This is a genomic window from Streptomyces sp. NPDC044064 (assembly GCF_056434245.1).
Genome location: NZ_JBWKFN010000013.1, coordinates 178,070 through 200,485 on the forward strand (window position 1 = coordinate 178,070; position 22,416 = coordinate 200,485).

Below are 22,416 nucleotides of genomic sequence, written 5' to 3' on the forward strand. Positions count from 1 at the left end.
GGGGGGCGTCCCCTGTCGAGGACGCCCCCCAGCTCTGTCACGCTGCCGGTACCGGACCGAGCTGACCGTCGACGAACTGGGCCAGCGCACGGACCGTGGGGTGGTCCTGGGTGAGGGAGGCCGGCAGGGGCAGTCGGAACGTCTGCTCCAGTGCGGCCTTGACCTGCTGGGCCATCAGGGAGTCCAGGCCCAGCGACACGAACTCGGTGGACACGTCCAGCTCGTCGCCCTCCTCGAGGTGCAGGACGGCGCCGACCTTCTCTCGGACCACGCCGGTGACGGCGGCCAGGCGTTCGGCTCCGGGGAGCGCGGCCAGTGCCGTGAGGTCGAGGCCGGTGCCGTCGTCCTCGGGGGCCTGCCGGGCGAGCCGGTCGTAGAACAGGTCGCCCGTGACGCTGCCCGCCACATAGCGGTCCCAGTCGAACTCGCCGACGATCCGCTGAGTGCGCGGCCGTCCCCACAGCCGGGCCAGGGTGTCCAGGGCCCGGGTCGGGGAGAAGAAGCGGACGCCGCTGCGCTCGATCTCCTGGCTGAGGTGCTCCTCCAGGCGGGCCGACATGCCGACCCGGGCCCAGGCGCCCCAGTTGACCGAGAGCCCGGGCACCCCGCGGCGGCTGCGCCACTCGGCGAGTGCGTCGAGCCCGGCGCTGGCGGCGGCGTAGTGGCCCTGGGTCGCGCCGCCGAGGACGGAGGCGATGGAGGAGTAGGTGACGAAGAACTCCAGCTCGGGGAAGGACTCCTCGGCCGCCTCGTGCAGCAGCCAGCCGCCGTACGCCTTCGCCGCGAGCTGGGCGTCGATCGACTCCCAGGTCAGCTCGGAGATCAGCTTCTTGTCGTAGGAGCCGGCCGCGTGCACGATCCCGCCGAGCGGGTACGGGCCCGCCGCGAGGTGCCGCACCAGGCGCTGGACGTCCTCCGAGCGGGAGATGTCGGCGCGTACGACGTCGATCTCGGCGTCGGCGGCCAGGTCCGCGAGGACCGGTGAGGCCTCCTCGGTGGCCCGGCCGCTGCGGCTGACCAGGGTCAGGTGCCCGGCACCGAGCGCGACCAGCTTGCGCGCGGTGACCAGGCCGAGGCCGCCGAGACCACCGGTGACCAGGTAGGTGCGGTCGGCGCGGAGCCCGGCCGGGCCCTCGTCGACGGGGTCGCTCTGCTCCTCGCCCGGGTCCTCGGGGAGCGTGACCCAGGTGCGTCCGGCGGGGTCGGACAGGGCGGTGCGCAGGGCCTCGCCGGTCTCGTCCAGCCGGAAGCGGGGCGCGGTGTCGTCGGAGCCGGTGGCGTGGACGACGGCCACCGCGGGCACGGTGAGCGTGGAGCGGAAGGTGCCGTCGTGCCGGACGAGGACCTCGTCGCCGGCCGCGAAGCCGGTGCCGTCGGCGGCGGCGAGGACCGTGCCACGGGCCAACTGGCCGAGCAGCGGCGGCGGTTCCTCCACGCCGGCCTCCTCCTCGGCGCGTTCGGCGCGTCCGGTGTCCAGGGCGGTGCGGGCGTCCTCGGCGGTCAGGCCGACGGCGTGCACGCGGACCTGGACCTCCTCGGCCCCGGGCGCCCGCTCGGTGACCGAGGCCGGCGCCAGGTCGGACAGGTCGCCGGAGTCGGGGGCGCGCAGTTCGAAGCCTCCGGTCCAGGTGAGGGTCGAGTCACCGGCGAGCAGCCGGCGCACATAGCGGCGGCCGGGACGGTGGGCGACCTGGTACTCGCCGGGCGGCTCGCTGCGCCACTCGTCCGCGAGCGGGGTGAGGCCGCTGCCCGGGGCGAGGTCCACCAGGGTCGTCCGGTACTGCGGGTACTCGGTCAGCAGCACCCGCCCGAAGCCCCACAGGGTGGCGGCGCCGAGGTGCCCGCCGTCGCCGGCCGGGTCACCGGGCAGCCACTGGGCGCCCTCGGTGACCAGCCACAGCCGGGGCGGCCGCGTGGCACCGGAGGCGTCCAACGCGCCGATGAGCGTCAGGAGTTCGCGGTAGTTGTCCTCGCACTCCACGCGCAGCCGGCCGTCGGACATCGGCGCCGGGCGCTGCCGCCAGATCCGGCAGACGTCGGTGACGGTGGGGTCCTCCAGGGCGGCCTTGAGGTCGGTGAGGTCGGGCAGCCAGGTGACCTTCAGACCGGGCTCGGCGGCGAGTTCGGCCGCCCGGACCGAGGACGGGTCGAGCAGGACGACGTGCCGGGCGGGTGCGTGCTCCTTGGCCGGCAGCGCCCGGCGCACCCAGTCGGGGCGGTGCAGGAACTGACGGCGGCCACCGCGGCCCTCGGGCCGGGCCATGCGGACACCGAGCAGTTCGGCGACCGGATCACCGTTCTCCAGCAGCAGCACGTCGGCCAGGCGCCGGTCCTGCTCGCCGCGGACCCGGGCGAGGACGCGCAGGTTCTCGCCGCGCGGCTTGCGGAAGTGCCGCACGGAGGCGATCTCGCGCGGTACGAACACCGGGCCCTCGGGGTCGAGTACGACCAGGGCCTGCACCGCGGCCTCCAGCAGTTCTGCCGGGACGTGCTCGACGGCGCTGGCGTCGCGGCCGGTCAGCTCGCCGGTGACCAGGCCGTCGCCGTGCCGGGCGGCGCGCAGCAGCAGCCGCATCCGGGGTCCCTGCGGGCGGCCGACGGAGGCGAGGTCGGTGTAGATGTCCTCGTCGTCGATCTGCTGTCCGGCCGGGGCCAGCGTGGCGTCCAGCTCGGCCAGCTCCGAGACGGGGACCAGGGGTTCGCGTTCGGCGGCGACCACGGCGGTGGCGTGCAGGTTCTCCTCGCCGCCGACGACCGTGAACACCTCGACCTCGGCGCCGCCGCCCGGGCGCGGCCGCCAGCGGGTGGTCAGCGCGGTCACCGTCTCGGCGGGCAGCTCCAGCGGGGCGAGCAGCCTGAGGTCCCGGACGGCGGAGCGGGCGTGGCCCTGGACCGCGTCCTGCACGGCGAGCAGCAGGTCGACGTAGGCGCCGGCGGGCAGGACGGTACGGCCGCCGTCGGCGAGGTCGGCGAGCGCGCCGAGTTCCTCGGTGGTGAACTCCGCGTTGAACTCCCGGACTCCGCTGGCGAACCGCTCCTCGACGCCGAGCAGCAGGTGCCGGGCGGTGCCGTTCGCGGCCGCCCTGCGGGGTGTGGCGGTGGGCAGCCAGTAGCGCTTGCGCTGGAAGGCGTACGTCGGCAGGTCCACGCGGGCGGGCACGGGGTGACCGGCGTGGTAGTCGGTCCAGGAGACCCCGAGGCCTGCCGCGTAGTAGTCGGCGAGTGCGGTGAGGGTGGTCGAGGTGGTGGTGTCGCGGCGGCGCAGGCTGGCCAGCCACAGGTGGTCCTCGACAGTGACCCCGCGCCGGGCGAGCGCGGTGAGCCCGGCCTGCGGGCCGACCTCGATCAGGGCGTGCCGGCCGCGCTTGGCGACGGCCCGGATGCCGTCGAGGAAGCGGACCGGTTCGCCGATGTGCCGCACCCAGTAGTCGGGGTCGCCGATCTCGCGGAGCCGGGCGAGGCGTCCGGTGACGTTCGAGATGATGCTGATCTTCGGCTCGTGGAAGGTGATGCCGTCGAGGGCCGCGCGGAAGTCGTCGTAGACCTCGGCCATCAGCGGGGAGTGGAAGGCGTGCGAGACCTTGAGGCGGTCGACGCGGACGCCCCTGTCCTCCAGGATTCCCACCACCTCGTCCAGCGCGGCGGTGGCCCCGGAGATCACCGTCTGGTCGGGGGCGTTGACCCCGGCCAGTGCCAGGTCGGCGCGACCCTCCAGCAGGGGGGCGACCTCCTCGACGGGGGCGGCGACGGCGGCCATGCCGCCCTCGGTGCGCACGGCCTGCATCAGCCGGGCCCGGGCGGCGACCAGGGTGACCGCGTCCGCCAGGCTGAACAGGCCGGCCACGGCGGCGGCGACGACCTCGCCGATGCTGTGCCCGATGAGCACGTTCGGGCGCACGCCCCAGGCCATCCACTGCTGGGCGAGGGCGTACTCCAGGGTGAACAGGGCGGGCTGGGTGTACTCGGTGCGGTCGATCGCCTCGGGATCGGGTGCGGTGCCGAGCAGCAGCTCGCGCACCGAGCGGCCGAGGTGTTCGGCGAACAGCCGGTCGCACGCGTCGACCTGGGCGCGGAAGACGGGCAGGGCCGCGTAGAGGGCGGCGCCCATGCCGGCGTACTGGGAGCCCTGGCCGGTGAACATGAACGCGGTCTTGCGGATGCCGGAGGGCCCCTCGTGCTCGGCCTCGGCGGCCCGGTCCAGGAGCCGGGCGAGCGCGGCGCTGTCGGCGACGGGCGCGGCGATGCGGAAGGGGTGGTGGGTGCGGGTGGTGTTGGCGCTGTGGCAGAGTGCCGCCAGGGGCTGCTCGTCCACCAACCTGCGGTATTCGGCAGCGAGTTCACGCAGCGCGCCGGCGTTCTTCGCGGACAGGGTGAACACCGGTGCGGCCCCGCCCTCGGAGGGCTGCCGGGCCGGCTCGGGGGCCTGCTCGAGCACGACCGCGCCGATGGTCCCGGCGAAGCCGAAGCTGTTGACGACCGCGCGCCGGACCTCGGCCTCCCAGGGCTCGCAGGCCGTCGGGACCCGGACCGGGTAGAGGTCCCAGGGGATGCGCCCGGAGGGGGTGTTGAGGTTGATGTGCGGGTAGATCGTGCCCGCGCGCAGCTGGAGGACGGTCTTGATGACGCCGACGATGCCGGAGGCGGGCTCCATGTGACCGAAGTTGGTCTTCACCGAACCGACCAGCACCGGCCGGTCCTTGGTGTGGGAGTCGACGAACACGTCGCCGATGGCGCCGAACTCGATGGGGTCGCCGAGCGGGGTGCCGGTGCCGTGCGCCTCGACGTACTGGATGTCCTCGGGTGCGAGGTGGGCGGCGGCCAGCGCGCTGCGGATCACCTTCTCCTGGGCGGGGCCGTTGGGCACGGTGAGACCGGCGCTGTCGCCGTCCTGGCCGACGGCGGTGCCGCGCACCAGGGCGAGGATCCGGTCGCCGTCGCGCTCGGCGTCGGCGAGCCGCTTGATGACGACGATGCCGCAGCCCTCGGCGCGGGCGTAGCCGTCGGCGGCCTCGTCGAAGGTCTTGCACTGCCCGTCCGGGGAGAGCATCTGCGCGTTGGAGAACATCACCGGGATGCGCGGGTGGTGCAGGGCGTTGACGCCGCCGCACAGCGCGATGTCGGCCTCGCCGGCGCGCAGTGCCTGCACCGCGAGGTGCAGCGCGACCAGCGAGGAGGAGCAGGCGGTGTCGACGCTCATGCTCGGGCCGCGCCAGCCGAGGAAGTAGGAGAGGCGGCCGGACAGCGGGAACATGGTGATGCCGGACGCCAGATGGCCGTCCAGCTCCTCGTAGGGCAGCGAGTCCAGTTCGAGTGCGTAGTCGATGGAGCTGGCGCCGATGTACACGCCGCCGTTGCCGCGGCGCAGCGGCGCCGGGTCGATGCCCGCGTGCTCCAGGGCCTGCCAGGCGGTCTCCAGCAGCAGCCGCTGCTGGGGGTCCATGTACCGGGCTTCCTTCGGGGAGATGTTGAAGAAGCCGGCGTCGAACAGGTCGATGCGGTCCAGGAACCCGCCGGCCGAGGCGCGGATCTTGCCCTTGTCGTCCGGGCCCTCGGGCGTGAACGCGTCGACGTCCCAGCGGTCCCGGGGGATCGGGCCGATCCCGCTGCGGCCCTCCCGCAGGAAGGCGTCGAACTCGCCGGGCGAGCCGCTGCCGCCGGGGAACCGCAGACCGATTCCGACGATCGCGACCGGCTCGGGCGCCTGCTCTGATTCCTTACGCGGCATGGAGCTACTCCTCAAGCTTCCTGGATGGCCTGGGTCAGGTGGTCCACGAGATGGGCGATCGTCGGCTCGTTGAAGAGCACGTTGACGTTGATCGACAGGTCCAGGAGCTGCTCCAGGCTCTGCCGTATCTCGGTCAGCCGCAGCGAGGTGAGGCCGAGATCGAAATAGCTGACGTCGAGGGGGAGATCCTCGGAATCGTCCATGAGAAGCACTGCCTTGAATTTCACCAGGACGATTGACTCGATTTCTTCGGCGAGTTCACTGCGCGGCAGGTCCCGCAACCGCTGGATCGTGCTGTCGACAGGTGGCATGCCGTCATGCAAGCAAGGCCGGCTGACACCCCGCTGACAGCCCCGAGAGCGCTCCCGTGGCTTGATCGGCGCGGTCAGTCACGTGTCAGCGCGGGGTCAGATTCCGCTGTCAGGCTCGCATTGCTTCAAGAAATCCACACGCCATATCCGAAAGGCTGAAGATGCTTCGCGAAGCCGCGCAGGAGGAGAGTGCTGAGGCACCTTCCGGATTGAAGAGTTACGACCTCTACATCGCGGGCAAGGACGTCGCCGGGGACGGGTGGGTATACACCGTCAGCGGGCGCTCCCTGCTGGAAGACGTGTTCACCAGCGTGACCCTGAAGCGCTCGCTCGAACAGGACCCCGAATCCGACGCGGCCAAGCACCCCTATGTCGTCGGGCGCTGCGCGATCGCGGACGACTCCGCCATCGATCTGGCCACCCAGGCGGCCGCCGCGGCCGCCCCCGACTGGGCGGCCGTACCGCTGGAGCGGCGGATGCAGCTGGGCACCCGCTTCCGCGAGGAACTGATCAAGCACCAGGACGAGTTCCTGCGCATGCTGGTCGCCGAGTCCCACCCCGTGAAGCTCGCCCGCTGGGAACTGAGCTGCCTGCTGCAGATCTACGCCCCGGGCTCCCTGCGCTGGTACCTGAAGCAGATGCGGGTCGAGAAGGAGTACAACGGCCGCAAGCTGATCCTGCACCGCCAGCCGGACGGCGTGGTCGCCTTCAACCCGCCGCAGAACGCCCCGCTGCCGAGCACCGCCCTGTGCGTGCTGGCCCTCATGGCCGGCAACGCCGTGGTGGTGCGGGCGCCCCGCAGCATCGCGCTGTCCACCATGTGGCTGCTGCGCGACATCGTCGCCCCGCTGCTGGAGGAGATCGACGCACCGGCGGGTGTGCTCAACGCGGTGTGCTCCAACCCGAAGCAGACGATGGACCGCTGGATCGCCGACCCGCTGATCAATGACATCTTCTACATCGGCGGCAGCCAGGAGGGACTGCGCTTCGAGCAGCAGTGCGTGGCGCACGGCAAGAAGCCGATCCTCGAACTCGCCGGCAACGACGGCATCGTGGTGTGGAAGGACGCCGACGTGAAGTGGGCCGCCGAGGCCATCACCGAGTCGTTCTACGGCTCCGGGCAGATCTGCATGGTGCCCAACTACGTGCTGGTCCACCCCGAGATCGCCGAGGCGCTGATCGCGGAGGTCAAGGAGCAGGTCAAGGGCATCAGGCCGGGCCTGCCCGAGGAGGAGGACGTGCTGCTGTCGCCGGTGCGGCGCAGCGAGCGCTTCTTCCGGCTGCTGCGGCAGGCGATGGACAACGGCGCCGAGCTGGTCACCGGCGGCAACCGCACCGAGGTCGACGGCACGGTGTCCGAGACGGGTGTCTTCCTGCAGCCGACGGTGGTGCGGGTGGACGGTCTGGACCGGGCCCGGACCTACGACGTGGTCCGTGAGGAGACGTTCTTCCCGCTGATCCCGATCGTGGTCGCCGAACGCGACAACGACGACGCCCTGCTGGAGGCGTTCCTGCAGTTCGTCAACAGCAACGACTACGGGCTGCGCAACTCCCTGTGGTCGCGCTCGGACCACGTCATCGAGACCTTCGTGCGCCGCGTGGTCAACGGCGGCCTGCTCAAGGTCAACGACTCCCACATCGGCTTCCTGCCGTACCTGCCGAGCCACGGCGGCACCGGCCGCACCGGCGGCGCCTTCGGCGAGGCCAACTACCCGATGCTCAAGACCTCCCACATCCAGGGAGTCAGCATCGCCCGCGACGTGAGCCCGTACGACGCGGTCTTCGGCGCCTGACCACACCCAGTCCTGCGGAGGTTTCCCGTGCGTTCCCTCGATGCTGCCCGGACCGTCTGCGAGCGGTTCCACCCCGGACTGCTCAAGGAGCTGGAGCAGATCCCGTATGCCGAGCGGGAGCGGCCCGGCAGCCCGGTGATCGACCTGTTCCGAATCCACGGCGGGGTGGGTCTGCTGATACCCGAGGCCTACGGCGGCCACGGCGCCGCCCCGCTCGAGGCGCTGCGGGTCCAGCTCGCCCTCGGCGCGCTCTCCCCGTCGCTGGTCGCGGCCGTGTCCATGCACCACTTCACCGCCGCCATGCTGTACTCGCTGGCGGTCAAGTCGGGCCGGCTCACCACCGCGCAGACCGAGCTGCTGCGCCGGATCGTGCCGGACCAGCAGGTGCTGGCCTCCGGCTGGGCCGAGGGCCGCACCGCGCAGAACATCCTGAAGCCAGCCGTGACCGCGCGTCCGGTCGAGGGCGGGTTCCTGCTGTCCGGCTCGAAGAAGCCGTGCAGTCTCTCCCATTCGATGAGCCTGCTCACCGCATCCATCGCCATCCACGGCGAAGAGGGCGGCGAGCCGGAGCTGGCGCTCGCGCTGGTGCCGTCGGACGCGCCCGGCATGTCCGTGCACCCGTTCTGGGGCAATGACCTGCTGGCCGGCGCGGAGAGCGACGAGGTGCGCCTGGAGGACGTGTTCGTCCCGGCCGAGATGGTCGTCCGGGCCGGCGCCGACGACCCCACCCGACTCGACGACCTGCAGTCGGCCGGATTCGTCTGGTTCGAGATGCTGATCTCCGCCGGGTACGCGGGCTCCGCCGCCGCGCTGGTGGAGCAGGTGCTGGAGCGGCAGCGGGGCAGCTCGGAGGAGCGGGCCGCGCTCGCCGTCGACATGGAGGCGGCCCTGGCCCTGCTGGAGGGCGTGGCCCGGGGCACCGGCGCGGAGCCCGGCGACGAGGAGTCGGTGGCCCGCGTGCTGGTCGCCCGGTACGCGGTGCAGAACGCGCTGCCGGACATCGTGGCCCGTGCGCTGGAGCTGCTCGGCGGGCTGGACTTCATCAGCAGCCCCGCCAGTGCGCAGGCCGCTGCCGCTACTCGGGCGCTGGCCTTTCATCCGCCGTCTCGCATCGCCGCCGCGGAGCCGCTGCTCGCCTATTTCGGCGGGGGGCCGCTGGTTCTGGCGTAGAGCTCGGTCGGCAGAGCCGAGTGGGCGACTGCGGGTCTGTCGTGGCTGGTCGCGCAGTTCCCCGCGCCCCTTTGGGGCACTGCACCCCACCGGCGTCATGACACACCCACCCTTTGGAGTGAGCGACACGTGACCGTCATTCAGGAATCGCCCGGAGCGCCGGCGGCATCGGCCGTCGTCGACGAGGCGGAGATTCTCAACCTGTACCGGGCCCACCTCAGCAAGGGCCGGGCCACGCTCGCCGAGTTGTTCGGCAGTCACATGGAGGTGGCGTCGGAGGGCGCCTGGCTCACCACCAGCGACGGTGAGCGCTTCCTGAACGCGGGCGGGTACGGCGTGTTCATCATGGGCGCCCGGCACCCGATCGTCATGGAGGAGGTGGAGCGCCAGCTGCGCACCCACCCCACGGCGACCCGCATCCTGCTGGAGCCGACGGTGGCCCGCGCCGCCGAGGCCCTGGTCTCGGTGCTGCCGCCCGGACTCGACCGCGTGCACTTCGCGCTGTCCGGCGCGGAGGCGGTGGAGACCGGTCTGAAGCTGGCCCGCGCGAACGGCTTCAAGCGCACCATCTCAATGCGCGGCGGCTACCACGGCAAGACGCTGGGCGCCCTGTCGGCGACCGCGAAGGACGTCTACCAGGCGCCGTTCCGCCCGCTCGTGCCCGACTTCCAGCACCTGCCGTTCGGCGACGCCGACGGCCTGGAGGCGGAACTGCGCGCGCACCCGGGCGAGGTCTGCGTGATCCTGGAGCCGGTGCAGGGCGAGGGCGGGGTCATCCTCCCGCCGAAGGGCTACCTCAAGCGGGTCGAGGAGCTGGTCCGCGAGTACGAGGGCTTCCTCATCCTCGACGAGGTGCAGTCCGGCTTCGGACGGCTCGGCGAGTGGTGGGGCGCCGACATCGAGGGCGTCGTCCCGGACGTCCTGCTCACCGGCAAGGCGCTCGGCGGCGGCGTGATGCCGGTGTCGGCGGCCGTCGCCACCCGCAAGGCGTTCCGCCCCTTCGACAAGGACCCCTACGTCCACACGGCCACCTTCTCCGGGCAGCCGGTGCTGATGGCCGCGGTGCAGGGCGCGATCCGGGCCGTCAAGGAGGAGCGCCTGGTCACCCGGGCCATGGACCTCGGTGCCCGGCTGCTGCCGCGGATCGCCGAGGTCGCCCACCGCAACATCCCCGAGCTGGTGGTGGACGTGCGCGGCCGGGGTCTGCTCATCGGCGTGGAGCTCGTGGAGGCCGGTCTGGCCGGCGAGCTGCTGATCGAGCTGTTCAACCACGGCGTGGTCGCCAACCACTCCATGAACGGCAGCTCGGTGGTGCGGTTCACGCCGCCCGCCGTGCTGGGCGACACCGACGTGGACTACCTCGTCAACTCCTTCGACCTGGCCACCCGCGACCTCATCCGGGGCGCGGCCAAGATGCCGGAAGGCGGTAACTGATCGTGCGGCACGTCGAACTCGATGCCCTGATACCCGCGGAGCAGGCCGAAACGGTCCTGCACGCCGTACGGCGCTGGGAGAAGTACCCGGACCTCGCGCCCCACGTCAACGCGACCACGGTGCATGCCTCCTACCCCGACCCGAAGGCCTCCTCCAGCTGGGAGCTGCACTTCCGCAGCGGCCTGCTGCGCTGGACCGAGGACGACACCGTGCTGCCGGAGAGCGGGGAGATCCGCTTCGAGCAGTCCGACGGCGACTTCGACTCCTTCTCGGGTACCTGGTCGATGCAGCAGAACGGCGCCGACGTCGCCGTCCGCTTCGACGCCGACTTCGACTTCGGCATCCCGAGCCTGGAGGGCATCCTCGACCCGATCGCCGAGCGGGTCATCAAGGAGACCGTCGCCTGGGCGCTGACCGGGCTGTACCCGGCCGTGCGGATCCAGGGCGGCATCCAGCTCACCGAGCCCGCCGCGGTCGGCGCCCAGTAGAACGCCGAGGAGCTGACCATGGACCAGGCGAACCCCTTCGAGACACCACGCACGTACTCGCTGCACCGTGCCGAGTACCTGGTGGGCCTCGCCGTCACCACCGGCCTGATCGTCTACCACTTCGGCGACATCCGCTGGCTGCCGGCGCTCGGGCTGTTCCTCTACATCGACCTGATCGGCTACATCCCCGGCGCCATCGCATTCAAGAAGAGCGGCGGCCGGCCGATCCACAAGGCGTACTACGTCCTCTACAACGTCATGCACAGCCTCATCACGCAGGGCGCGGTGGCCGCGCTGTGGTGCTGGCTGGTGAAGCCCGAGTGGGCGCTGCTGGTGCTGCCGTTCCATCTGTTCGGCGACCGCGGTCTGTTCGGCAACTTCATGAAGTCCTTCGCGCTGCCCTTCGAGCCGGTGCGCCAGGAGGGCTATCTGCGACTGCTGGACGACCTGGGCCTGCCCCACCCCAAGCCGGTCGGGCACGCCATGGACCCGGTGCCGGTCGGGCACGTCCCGGCGCGGACGGTCGTACGGGAGACGGAGGCCGTGCGATGACCACCGCGACCGGCCTACGGCGGACGGTGCGGCAGGACCCGGCCGAGCGCCGCCGGGCCCTGTACCACCTGGCGTCCCCGGTGTCGGTGCTGACCACCGGGCCCGAGGACCGGATGCACGGCACCACCGCGAGCACGGTCACCCTGGTCTCGCGCTCCCCCCTGCTGGTCGGTGTGGCACTGCGGGCGGGCTCGTCCTTCGCCCGGCTGGCCGCCGCCGAGGGCCGGTTCGCGATCAACGTGCTCGGCGGCGACCAGGCCGACGTGGCCCGGCGGTTCGCCGACAGCGGCCGGCCGGACGGCGACGAGGCCTTCGCGGGCCTGGCCTGGACGACGGACCGGTACGCGCACGCCCCGCTGATCGCGGGCGCGCTCGCCCACTACGTCTGCCGGTTCCACTCCGCCCACGAGGCGGGCGACAGCGAGCTGCTGCTCGGGTACGTCGTGCGCGCCACCGCCGACAACGGGCGGCTCCCTCTGTTCAGTTACGCCGGCGGGCTGTTCGCCGGCTCCCTGCGTCCGGCTAAGGAGGCCGCCGCATCATGACCGCACCCGTAGCACCCGAGGCCGACTGGGAAAAGGCACCCGGTCTGCTGGACGGAGCGAAGGAACTCACCCTCGGACCCGAGGAGTGCGACCTCGCCTACTGGATCACCTCGGTGGCCCAGGGCACGCTGCGCGACCGCGGGGTGACCGGCCACCACGAGAACGCGATCACCCCTGACTTCCTCAAGGCGCCCGGCCCGTTACGTGAGGCGCTGGTCCTGGAGTTCGGCTTCCGGGCCCTGGCGGAGGAGCTGGCCACCCGGCTGCTCGGTCACTACGTCTCCGTCGCGCCAGGCATCCCGCAGATGGAGTTCTACGCCACCCAGCTGATCGACGAGGCACGGCACGCCCGGGTCTTCCGCCAGCACCTGGTGGAGCTGGGCATCCCGGCGACCACCCTGCTCAAGGACATCGACGAGATGGCCCGGGACTACCGCAAGCGGGTCCTGGACCCGGTGGTGGACTTCACCCTGGACATCGTCCGCGACCAGGCCGACTTCCCCGGCGGGGTCGCCGTGTTCGCCATCATCATCGAGGGCGTCCTGGCCCCGGCGGCCGAGCTGAGCGAGCGCAAGTGGACCCCGCTGTCCCCGGCGACCGGCGAGATCTCGCGCGGCACCGCGATCGACGAGATCCGCCACCTCACCGTGGCCAGCACCATCCTGCGCGACCACGTGATCGAGCACCCGGAGTACAAGCCGCGGCTGCTGGAGATCCTGCGCGCGGGCGTGAAGCTGTGGGACGAGATCCCGGACCGGGAGTTCGTCATCCACCGCGAGGAACTGTTCCAGGAAGGCATGTTCCAGCACGCCGACAAGATCGGGGACTACGAGATCTGGCCGGGCGTCCGGCTGCTCGACACCACCGCCGAACAGCGCTACGACATGGCCGAGCAGTGGACCGACGAGATGGCCGAGGTCCGCATGGACTACATGGGCCTGCCTGTCGGCGTCCTCGCCTCGGAGGCCGGCGCATGAGCACCGGGCGGGCCGCGGTCGTCACCGGAATCGGGGCGTACGTCCCGCCCAACGTGGTGACCAACGACGACCTGGCCGCCCGCCTCGACACCTCCGACGCCTGGATCCGGTCCCGGACCGGGATCGCCGAGCGGAACTTCATCTCCCCCGGCACCTCCACCGGCGATCTGGCGGTGGAGGCCGGTCTGAGGGCGCTGAAGTCCGCGGGCGACGAGGAGGTGGGGGCGGTGGTGCTGGCCACCACCACCCCGGACCAGCCCTGCCCGGCCACCGCACCGCAGGTGGCCGCGCGGCTGGGGCTCGGGCAGGTGCCCGCCTTCGATGTGGCGGCCGTCTGCTCCGGGTTCCTGTACGGCCTGGCCTCGGCGGCGGGGCTCATCACGGCCGGGATCGCGGACCGGGTGCTGCTGATCGCGGCGGACGCCTTCACCACGATCATCAACCCCGAGGACCGCACCACCGCGGTGATCTTCGCGGACGGTGCGGGAGCGGTGGTGCTGCGCGCGGGCTCGGCCGGTGAACCCGGTGCGATCGGCCCGCTGGTGCTCGGCAGCGACGGCGAGCTGAGCCATCTGATCGAGGTCCCGGCGGGCGGTTCCCGGCAGCGGTCCACCGGCCGGCCGGCCGCCCCCGAGGACCACTACTTCCAGATGCTCGGCCGGGACACCTACCGGCACGCGGTGGAGCACATGACCGCCGCGTCCACGGAGGCGGCCGAGCGGACCGGCTGGCGGCTCGACGACGTCGACCGGTTCGTGGCGCACCAGGCCAACGCCCGGATCCTGGAGGCCGTTTCGGACCGGCTCGGCATCCCCGCCGAGCGGCAGCTGAGCAACATCGCGCGGGTCGGCAACACCGGCGCCGCCTCGATTCCGCTGCTGCTCGCCGAGGCCACCGCCGAGGGCCGGCTCGCCGCGGGCCACCGGGTGCTGCTCACCGCGTTCGGCGGGGGTCTGTCCTGGGGTGCCACGACCGTCATCTGGCCGGAGCTGCAAACAATCTGACCGATCGTCAGTCACTCATATCGATTCAGCGGTACGCGGGGCGCGTACACCTTCGAAAGGAACCGACATGCTGGAGCAGCTCAAGGAAATCCTGTCCAACAAGCTCAAGGTGTCGCCCGAGTCAATCACTCCGGAGGCCACCCGGGAGGACATCGAGCTGGACTCGCTGGCCGTGGTGGAGCTGTCGCTGCTGCTGAAGTCCGAGCTCGACCTGGACATCAGCGACGACGACCTCCTGGAGGCCGAGACCGTGGGCGACATGGTCCGGCTCATGGAGGAGCGGAGCGCGAAGGTCTGATGGCCGGGATGGACATCGCCGTCACCGGGCTCGGCCTGGTCACCCCGGGCGGTATCGGGGTCGGGCCGAGCTGGGCGGCGGTCTGCGACGGCAGGCCGGCCGCCGCCCTCGATCCAGTGCTGGCGGACAACCCTGTACAGATCTCCTGCCGGGTGCCGGACTTCGACCCCGAGACACTGCTGAGTGCGCGGCGGGCCCACCGCCTCGACAGGTTCGTCCAGTTCGCGCTGGTCGCCGCGCATGAGGCGGTGGCCGACGCGGGCCTCGACCCGCAGACCTGGGACGGCGCGCGCGTGGGCGTCGTGCTGGGCTGCGCGGACGGCGGTCCGAGCACGGTCGAGGACCAGCACCATGTGCTGCGCGAGCACGGCGCGGCCCGGGTGTCGCCGCTCCTGCTGCCCATGCAGCTGCCGAACATGCTGGCCGGTCAGACGGCCATCGAGTTCGGGGCGACCGGACCCAATCTGGTGGTGGCCACCGCCTGCGCCTCGGGCGCGACCGCCATCGGGACCGCCCGCGACCTGCTGGCGCTCGGCCGGTGCGACATCGTGCTGGCGGGCGGCAGCGAGGCCATGATCACCCCCCTGGTCATGGCCGGGTTCGCGCAGATGGGCGCGCTCTCCAAGCGGCACGACGATCCGGCGGCCGCATCGCGCCCGTTCGACGTGGACCGCGACGGCTTCGTCGCCGGTGAGGGCGCGGGGATCCTCGTGATGGAGCGTGTCGCGGACGCCCACGCCCGCGGTGCGCACATCCACGGACGGATCATCGGGTACGGCGCGACCGCCGACGCGCACCACATGACGTCGCCGCATCCCGACGGTGTGGGGATCGAGGCGGCGGTGCGGGCGGCTCTCGCCGACGCGGGTGCCGATCCGGACGACGTCCAGCACGTCAACGCGCACGGTACGTCGACGCCGCTCAACGATCTGTCCGAGGCCCGGATGATCCAGCGGACCCTGCGCGGGGATCCGTTGGTCACCTCCACGAAGGGAGTCACCGGTCATCTGCTGGGTGCCGCCGGCGCGGTCGAGGCCGCGTTCGCTGTGCTCAGCGTGGAGCACGAGTTGATTCCGCCGACCGCCAACCTGGTCATGCCCGATCCCCGGATCGAGGTCAAGTTGGCCCAGACCGCAACCGAGATGCCGATCGACCTGGCGTTGAGCAATTCGCTGGGGTTCGGTGGGCAGAACATTGCGCTCGCCATCGCACCTGCCTAGTTCGTCGTTCGGCGGGTGCGGGCCGATCGCGGCTGGTCGCGCCCGCGCGGCGGAGCCGCATACCGACACGGCCCCGCGCCCTTTCGGGCGCTTCCACAGCCGCCCGCGGAGAACCACTGCGGGCGGCTGTCCCCTTTTCTCCTTCCGTCCCTCTCCCCTGCTCTGGAGTTCACCATGTCCACCAGCGGTTCCCCACCCCGGTCCGGCCGGCTCAGTACCGGACACATCCTGTTTCTGATCGTCGCCGCCGCGGCCCCGCTCTCCGCCATGGTCGGCACCGTCCCCCTCGCCTTCGCCTTCGGTGACGGGGCCGGTGTACCGGCCGCCTTCCTGTTCGCCGGGGTCACCCTGCTGTGCTTCTCGGTCGGGTACGCGGTCAGCGCGCGCCGTACCGGAGGCTCGGGCGGGTTCTACGCCTCTGTCGCCGACGGGCTCGGCCGGCCACCGGCGGTCGCCGCCGGGTATGTGGCTCTGCTGTCGTACAACTGCGCGACCATCGGGCTGGCGGGTGCGCTCGGGTACTTCACGCACCTGGTGTTCGCCGCCCACGGGATGGCGGTGTCCTGGGAGTGGTGCGCGGCCGTCGGGCTGGTGCTGACGGCCGTGCTCGGCTACCGGGAGATCGCGCTCAGCGCCCGGGTGCTGGCCCTGCTGATGCTCGGCGAGATCGGCGTGCTGGCCGCCCTCGACGTGGCGATCCTGGCCCGGCACGGCCTGCACGCGCTGCCCGCCGCCTCGTTCTCCCCGCACGTGGCGGCCGGGCACGGCGCCGGTGTCTCGCTGATGTTCGCGTTCGTCTCCTTCATCGGCTTCGAGTCGGCCGCCCTGTACGGCAAGGAGGCGAAGGACCCGCGGCGCAGCGTGCCCCGGGCCACCTACGCGGCCGTCGTCCTGATCGCCGGTTTCTACGCCCTCACCAGCTGGCTGGCGGTCGGCGCGGTCGGCAGCGACAAGGTGCGCGAGGTCGCGGGCAAGCAGATGGGCGACCTGTTCTTCGTCCTCGGCGACGACTTCCTCGGCAGGGCGGGCAGCACCGGGCTCCAGATCCTGCTCTGCACCAGCCTGTTCGCGGCGACACTGGCCCTGCACAGCGCCGCCAACCGCTACGCCCAGGTGCTCGCCGAGGACGGTCTGCTGCCGCACGGCCTGGCCGCCGAGCACCCGCGCCACCGCTCCCCGCACCGGGCCAGCCTCGCGCAGAGCGCGCTGACCACGCTGGTCGTGGCCGGCTTCGCCGTCGCCGGTCTCGACCCGTACGCCGACCTGACCACCAGCATGCTCGGCCTCGGCACCCTGGGCATCGTCGCCCTGCAGGCGCTGGCCGCGCTGTCCGTGCTCGGGCTGCGGCTGCGGGGCGGCGGCGGGCACTGGTGGCGGGAGCTGCTCGCCCCGCTGCTGGGCTTCGCCGGCCTCGCGGCCTCGGTGTGGCTGGTGGTCGGCAACTTCGACATGCTCACCGGCTCCCCTTCCAAGGTCATCGCCGCACTGCCCTGGCTGCTGCCGCTGGTCGCCCTGGGCGGCCTGCTGTACGCGGCGCGCCTGCGCTCCGCCCACCCGACCCGCTACCGCCTCCTCGGCACCCGGCACACCGCGACCACCGTTCCGGAGCAGTCCCCCGCCGCCTCCCCCGCCCTGTCAGGAGACCGCCGTGCATGATCCCCACGAACTGATCGAGGCCGGTCCGGACGCCGTACGGCGCCTGGCCCGCCGCCGCCACGCGCTCGACCTGGACGCCCTGAGCACAGCGCTGCACGCCCGCTCGGCCACGCAGGCCGAGGTGACCCGGCTGCGCACCGACCTGAACCGCACCGCCAAGGCCCGCCGCTCCGGCCCGCCCACGGAGGCGGAGAAGGAGGCCGCCCGGGCGCTGCGCGCCGAGGTGCAGCAGGCGGAGGGCGCCGCCCGCACGGCCGCCGGCGAGCTGACCGAGCTGCTGCTGGGCATCCCCAACCTCCCGCTGGACACGGTCCCGGACGGCGACTCGGAGAAGGAGGCCGTGGAGATACGGCGCGGCGGTCCGGCCCCGCGTCCCTCGGCCGGCGCCCGGCACCACGCGGAGATCGGCGAGGCCCTCGGCATCCTCGACTCCCCCGCGGCGGCCAGGCTCTCCGGCGCCCGCTTCAGCGTCTCGCACGGCGCCGGAGCCCGTCTCGAGAGGGCCCTCGGCGACTTCTTCCTCGACCTGCACACCCGCGAGCACGGCTACACCGAGCAGTCGGTGCCGTTCCTGGTCAGCCGCGACACGATGACCGGCACCGGGCAGCTGCCCAAGTTCGAGGAGGACCTGTTCCGCACCCAGGTCGGCGACCGCGAGCTGTTCCTGATCCCGACCGCCGAGGTCCCGCTGACCAACCTCGTGGCCGGACAGCTCCTGGACGCCCGGGCGCTGCCGTACGCGTTCACCGCCCGCACCCCCTGCTTCCGCGCCGAAGCCGGGGCGTACGGCCGTGACACCCGGGGCGTCCTGCGTCTGCACCAGTTCGAGAAGGTGGAGCTGGTGCGCGTCTGTGCCCCGGAGGAGGCCCAGGAGCAGCTGGAGCTGATGGTCTCCCAGGCCGAGGAGTGCCTGCGCCGCCTCGAACTCTCCTTCCGTACGGTTCTGCTGCCCGCGGGCGACATGGGCTTCTCGGCCCGGATGACGTACGACATCGAGGTATGGCTGCCGGGCGGCGGCTCCTACCGGGAGATCTCCTCGGTCTCCGACTGCGGCACCTTCCAGGCCCGCCGCGCCGACATCCGGGTCAAGCGGGCCGACGGCCGCAAGAGCCCGGCGGCCACCCTGAACGGCTCGGCGCTCCCGATCGGCCGCACGGTCGCCGCGCTGCTGGAGCAGGGCGTCCAGGAGGACGGGTCGGTGGTCCTGCCCGAGGCGCTGGTCCCGTACACCGGCTTCCGGCGCATCCTGCCGGGCGGTGAGACCGAGTAACGCGCGCCAAAGGGGCGGGAGTTGAGGTTCGAACCTCAACTCCCGCCCCTTTTTGCGCGGTTCACGCGCCCATCATGTGCACCCCGCCGTCCACGTGGACGACCTCGCCCGTGGTGCGCGGGAAGAAGTCCGACAGCAGGGCCACGACCGCGCGGGCGGCCGGGTCCGGGTCGGTGAGGTCCCAGCCGGCCGGGGCCCGTTCGGTCTCCCAGACGTCGGCCAGCTGCGAGAAGCCGGGGATGGACTTGGCTGCCATGGAGCGCAGCGGGCCGGCCGCGACGAGGTTGCTGCGTACGCCGCGGGGGCCGAGGTCGCGGGCCAGGTACCGGCTGGTGGACTCCAGGGCGGCCTTGGCCACGCCCATCCAGTCGTAGTGCGGCCAGGCGACCGTCGCGTCGAAGGTGAGGCCCACGATCGAGCCGCCGCGCCGTTCCAGCAGCGGCAGGCAGGCCGTGGTGAGGGACTTCAGGGAGTACGCCGACACGTGCACGGCCGTCGACACGTCGTCCCAGGTGCCGTCCAGGAAGGAGAAGGCGCCCTGGGGGCCGTAGGCGATGGAGTGGACGACGCCGTCGAGGGAGTCGACGTGCTCGCCGATGCGGTCGGCGAGGGTGTCCAGGTGCCCCTGGTCGGTGACGTCCAGCTCGATGACCGGGGCGGGCTTGGGCAGGCGGGAGGCGAAGCGCTCGATGAGGGTCAGCCGGCCGAAGCCGGTCAGCAGGACCTCGGCGCCCTCCTCCTGGGCGATCCGGGCCACGTGGAAGGCGATGGACGCGTCCGTGACCACCCCGGTCACCAGGATCCGCTTGCCGGCGAGGATGCCGCTCATGCCACCGACACCCCCTTCGGCAGGGCGCTGACCAGCGGGGAGTCATGGTCCTGGGGGCCGAGGGCGCTGCCGCCGCCGGGCTCGCCGAGGCCCTCGAAGAAGGCGGCGTTGGAGGCCGCGTGGTCGTCGCCCCACTCCGCGGGCAGGTCGTCCTGGAAGTAGATGGCGTCGACCGGGCACACCGGTTCGCAGGCCCCGCAGTCCACGCATTCGTCCGGATGGATGTACAGGGCGCGCTGCCCCTCGTAGATGCAGTCCACGGGGCATTCGTCGATGCAGGAGCGGTCCTTGACGTCGACGCAGGGCAGTCCGATGACGTAGGCCATGCTCAACTCCTTCTGATGGTCGATGAGTTCACCGGACCGGGCGGCCGGTGGTGCGCTCGCCGAGGGTCAGTACGGTGCCGGCGAGCACGGCCATGGCGGCGGCGATGACGCCGAACAGGGCACCCGGGCCGTGCGCCTCCAGGACCGGCAGCAGCGCGAACGGCAGTGCGGCGGCGCTGAGTTTGGACAGCGAGTAGGCGGCTCCGGAGGCGGTGGCCCGGATCGCGGTGGGGTACTGCTCGGACAGGTACACGTGCGAGACGCTGGAGAAGACGTTGCTGCACAGGGTGTAGGCGAAACCGCAGGTGACGATCAGCGCGGCCGAGCCGGCGTAGGCGAAGCCGAGTCCGGCGAGGACCATCGCGCCCGCCGACAGCGCGATCAGGGTGCGCCGCTCGACGCGGTCCACGACGGGCAGGGCGAGCGCGGAGCCCACCGGGTAGCCGAGGAAGGACAGCGCCGTGAAGCCGAGGCCGGCGACGACGCCGTAGCCCTTGGCGGCGACGATCTGCGGGGCGAGCGTGCCGAAGCCGTAGTAGCCGACGACCGACAGCACACAGAACAGCCAGAGGACGAGGGTGCGGCGGAGCATGTCGGGGCGCAGGACGTCGCGCAGCCGGGAGTGGTCCACGGCCTCCTCGGGCTCCGGCCCGGGCGTCTCCAGCGGCAGTCCGCGGCCCGCCGCCTCCGCCTCCATGCGGGCGACCAGCCGCTCGGCCTCAGCGGTCCGGCCGGTCGCGGCCAGCCAGCGCGGGGACTCGATGAGCTGCCGGCGCAGCACCCACACCGCGGCGGAGCCCAGCGCGCCGAGCACGAACAGCCAGCGCCAGCCGGCCACGCCCAGCGGGGTCAGCGGCACCAGCCACAGCGCGGCGAAGCCCACCGCGGGCACTCCGCAGAAGGCGAGGGTGTAGGCCCAGGCGATGAACCGGCCGCGCTTCTTCGCGGGCAGCACGTCGGCCAGGTAGCAGTCGGACAGGGCCTGTTCGGCGCCGATACCGATCCCCGCGAGGAAACGGGTGACGATCAGCCACGTGGCGTTCGGGGAGAAGGCGCCGAGCAGCGAGAACACCGAGTAGATGGCGAGGTTGACGAGGAAGGCGCGGCGCCGGCCGAACCGGTCGGCGATCCTGCCGAGCGTCAGGGAACCGATGAACTGGCCCACGAACACCGAAGCCAGGACGAGTTTGAGCGAGGTGGCGCCGAAGCCGAAGTCGCCCTGCAGCACCTTGCCGATGGTGCCCGACAGGTTGTTCTCGAAGGTGTCGAAGAACAGGCCGACGCCGATGACCGCGGTGAGTCTGCGGTGCAGGGGGGTGATCGGCATACGGTCCAGGCGGACCCCGATCGGGGCGGGAGCGGTGACTCCGCCCGCCGCGGCGGTGGTCTGGGACATGGGGCTGGCTCCTTCGGGGACTCCTTGCGAACGCCCCCGTCGCTCCTGGGAAGGAACCGCCCGGGCCACCGGCGGGCCCGGGCGTGCGGCCCGGGGGCCGGGATGTGGGGGTGTGGGGGAAGTGGCGGTGTGAACAAGCGGGACGGGGGATGTCAGGCCGCTTCTTCCATGGCCCGGCGCCGCAGCTGCTCCTCCACGTCACCGCGCCGCACGGGCGCGCTGACCTCGTGCAGGTAGGCGGCGACCTCACGGTACGAGGCCCAGAACCCGACCTCGTGGTACGGCACCCCGCGCTCGGCGCAGTACTCCATGGTCAGCTCCCGGGCGCGGCCGAGGTTCTTCTGCGGCATGGCCGGGAACAGGTGGTGCTCGACCTGGTAGTTGAGGCCGCCGTAGAGGAAGTCGACCAGCTTGTTGGGACGGATGTTGCGGGAGGTGAGGACCTGGCGCTCCAGCCAGTCCAGGGTCTCCTCCTCGCCGTCGCGGACGTCCATGCCCTTGTGGTTCGGGGCGAAGATCATCCCGAAGTAGACGCCGAGGGCGGCGTGCTGGACCAGGATGAAGGCGACCGCGAGGCCCGGGGACAGGACGGTGAAGACGAGGCCGAGGTAGACGGCGGCGCGCAGCACGATCAGGAAGGTCTCCAGGGCGGGCCGCTTGGTCTTGCCCTGGACGATCGACAGGACCGCGGTCCTCAGCATCTTGAAGCCCTCGAGCACCAGCAGCACGAAGAACAGCACGCTCTGGTAGCGCACGACGAACTTCTGGGTGCCCTTGCGGCTCGGGTACTGCTTGATGTCGAAGATGGCGGTGCGCCGGCCGATGTCGGGATCCATGTCGAGGTGGTTGGGGTTGCTGTGGTGCCGGTTGTGGTGGTTGACCCACCAGCCGTAGCTGACCCCGTTGACCAGGTTGGCGTGGACGTAGCCGACCGCGGAGGCGGCCTTCTTGCTGCGGAACATCGCCTTGTGGCCGGCGTCGTGCCACATGAACGCCGACTGGCCGCCGCACAGGCCCATCCACAGGGCCGTGACCAGCTGCCACCAGGAGTCGCCCAGCTCGAAGAAGGCGGCGAACCCGATCAGCAGCAGGGTGGTGTTGAGGGCCAGCTTGCCCACGTAGTAGCGGGGGTCGAGGTCGAGGAGGCCCTCGGCCTTGACCCGTTTGAGCAGCTCGGCGAAGGTCGCCGAGGCACCGGTGCGCTGCCCTGCACCGGCGCCTCCACCGGCCGCGATTGCCCCGGCTTCTTGTATGTGCGGACGCTGCATGCGTAGCTCTCCTTGGGAGAAGTGCCCGGATCGGGCGGCGGCGCCGCTGCCCCGCGGACCTGCGGGCGCCGCGAGTCGACAAGGCTCCCGCGTGCGGTCACCGTCGCGGGCGGGGGTGCCCGCCCGACGGACCCGGGCGACGGGGGCACAGTGC

At 72.0% G+C, this 22,416-nt stretch carries 18 protein-coding genes; 12 read left to right on the forward strand and 6 right to left on the reverse strand.

Going from position 1 to position 22,416, the window contains the following annotated elements; genetic code table 11:
• Window positions 1–37: 37 nt before the first annotated feature.
• Window positions 38–5,725 carry a type I polyketide synthase gene (locus tag AC07DS_RS22360; RefSeq protein WP_479147772.1) on the reverse strand — a complete coding sequence of 1,896 codons (5,688 nt, stop codon included), beginning with the start codon at window positions 5,723–5,725 and terminating at the stop codon, window positions 38–40.
• Window positions 5,726–5,736: 11 nt separating this feature from the next.
• Entirely contained in the window at window positions 5,737–6,036 is a 300-nt protein-coding gene (locus AC07DS_RS22365; protein WP_145884114.1) for an acyl carrier protein, read from the reverse strand.
• A 161-nt stretch (window positions 6,037–6,197) separates the two neighbouring features.
• Between AC07DS_RS22365 and AC07DS_RS22370 the strand changes: the two genes are divergently transcribed.
• The 12 genes from AC07DS_RS22370 (at window position 6,198) to serS (ending at window position 18,443) form a co-directional block, all read left to right on the forward strand.
• Window positions 6,198–7,829 carry an aldehyde dehydrogenase family protein gene (locus tag AC07DS_RS22370; protein ID WP_145884113.1) on the forward strand — a complete coding sequence of 544 codons (1,632 nt, stop codon included), beginning with the start codon at window positions 6,198–6,200 and terminating at the stop codon, window positions 7,827–7,829.
• 27 nt (window positions 7,830–7,856) lie between these two features.
• Complete coding sequence (locus tag AC07DS_RS22375; protein WP_479147774.1) at window positions 7,857–8,999, forward strand: acyl-CoA dehydrogenase; 1,143 nt, start codon at window positions 7,857–7,859, stop codon at window positions 8,997–8,999.
• A 129-nt stretch (window positions 9,000–9,128) separates the two neighbouring features.
• Window positions 9,129–10,433, forward strand: coding sequence for an aspartate aminotransferase family protein (locus tag AC07DS_RS22380; RefSeq protein ID WP_479147776.1), 1,305 nt, complete (start codon window positions 9,129–9,131; stop codon window positions 10,431–10,433).
• A gap of 2 nt (window positions 10,434–10,435) precedes the next feature.
• Window positions 10,436–10,921 carry a type II toxin-antitoxin system RatA family toxin gene (locus tag AC07DS_RS22385; RefSeq protein ID WP_479147778.1) on the forward strand — a complete coding sequence of 162 codons (486 nt, stop codon included), beginning with the start codon at window positions 10,436–10,438 and terminating at the stop codon, window positions 10,919–10,921.
• Between the two features lie 18 nt (window positions 10,922–10,939).
• Window positions 10,940–11,473, forward strand: a complete 534-nt coding sequence (locus tag AC07DS_RS22390) for a hypothetical protein (protein WP_145884109.1) — start codon at window positions 10,940–10,942, stop codon at window positions 11,471–11,473.
• Window positions 11,470–12,018 carry a flavin reductase family protein gene (locus tag AC07DS_RS22395; protein ID WP_479147780.1) on the forward strand — a complete coding sequence of 183 codons (549 nt, stop codon included), beginning with the start codon at window positions 11,470–11,472 and terminating at the stop codon, window positions 12,016–12,018. The genes AC07DS_RS22390 and AC07DS_RS22395 overlap by 4 nt, the downstream gene beginning before the upstream one ends.
• Window positions 12,015–12,995: a ferritin family protein gene (locus AC07DS_RS22400; RefSeq protein WP_145884107.1), complete on the forward strand. Its 981-nt coding sequence runs from the start codon at window positions 12,015–12,017 to the stop codon at window positions 12,993–12,995. The genes AC07DS_RS22395 and AC07DS_RS22400 overlap by 4 nt, the downstream gene beginning before the upstream one ends.
• Window positions 12,992–13,999, forward strand: coding sequence for a beta-ketoacyl-ACP synthase III (locus AC07DS_RS22405; RefSeq protein ID WP_479147782.1), 1,008 nt, complete (start codon window positions 12,992–12,994; stop codon window positions 13,997–13,999). Before AC07DS_RS22400 ends, AC07DS_RS22405 begins: the two co-directional genes overlap by 4 nt.
• A 67-nt stretch (window positions 14,000–14,066) precedes the next feature.
• Window positions 14,067–14,297 carry a phosphopantetheine-binding protein gene (locus AC07DS_RS22410; protein ID WP_020942802.1) on the forward strand — a complete coding sequence of 77 codons (231 nt, stop codon included), beginning with the start codon at window positions 14,067–14,069 and terminating at the stop codon, window positions 14,295–14,297.
• Window positions 14,297–15,517, forward strand: a complete 1,221-nt coding sequence (locus AC07DS_RS22415; protein ID WP_479147783.1) for a beta-ketoacyl-[acyl-carrier-protein] synthase family protein — start codon at window positions 14,297–14,299, stop codon at window positions 15,515–15,517. Before AC07DS_RS22410 ends, AC07DS_RS22415 begins: the two co-directional genes overlap by 1 nt.
• A 174-nt stretch (window positions 15,518–15,691) precedes the next feature.
• Entirely contained in the window at window positions 15,692–17,173 is a 1,482-nt protein-coding gene (locus AC07DS_RS22420) for an APC family permease (RefSeq protein WP_479147785.1), read from the forward strand.
• On the forward strand, window positions 17,166–18,443 hold the full coding sequence (gene serS / locus AC07DS_RS22425; protein ID WP_479147787.1) for a serine--tRNA ligase: 1,278 nt from the start codon (window positions 17,166–17,168) through the stop codon (window positions 18,441–18,443). The genes AC07DS_RS22420 and serS overlap by 8 nt, the downstream gene beginning before the upstream one ends.
• A gap of 61 nt (window positions 18,444–18,504) precedes the next feature.
• Here the strand turns inward: serS and fabI are convergent, their stop codons facing one another.
• The 4 genes from fabI to AC07DS_RS22445 all read right to left on the reverse strand — a co-directional run bounded on the left by fabI (window position 18,505) and on the right by AC07DS_RS22445 (window position 22,262).
• Window positions 18,505–19,272 carry an enoyl-ACP reductase FabI gene (fabI, locus tag AC07DS_RS22430; RefSeq protein WP_479147789.1) on the reverse strand — a complete coding sequence of 256 codons (768 nt, stop codon included), beginning with the start codon at window positions 19,270–19,272 and terminating at the stop codon, window positions 18,505–18,507.
• Window positions 19,269–19,598 (reverse strand): ferredoxin, encoded by a 330-nt coding sequence (fdxA, locus tag AC07DS_RS22435; protein ID WP_145884101.1) that lies wholly within the window; start codon window positions 19,596–19,598, stop codon window positions 19,269–19,271. The genes fabI and fdxA overlap by 4 nt, the downstream gene beginning before the upstream one ends.
• Before the next feature lie 28 nt (window positions 19,599–19,626).
• Window positions 19,627–20,994 (reverse strand): MFS transporter, encoded by a 1,368-nt coding sequence (locus AC07DS_RS22440; RefSeq protein WP_479147790.1) that lies wholly within the window; start codon window positions 20,992–20,994, stop codon window positions 19,627–19,629.
• Window positions 20,995–21,146: 152 nt separating this feature from the next.
• Window positions 21,147–22,262 carry a fatty acid desaturase family protein gene (locus AC07DS_RS22445; RefSeq protein ID WP_479147792.1) on the reverse strand — a complete coding sequence of 372 codons (1,116 nt, stop codon included), beginning with the start codon at window positions 22,260–22,262 and terminating at the stop codon, window positions 21,147–21,149.
• Window positions 22,263–22,416: the final 154 nt, after the last annotated feature.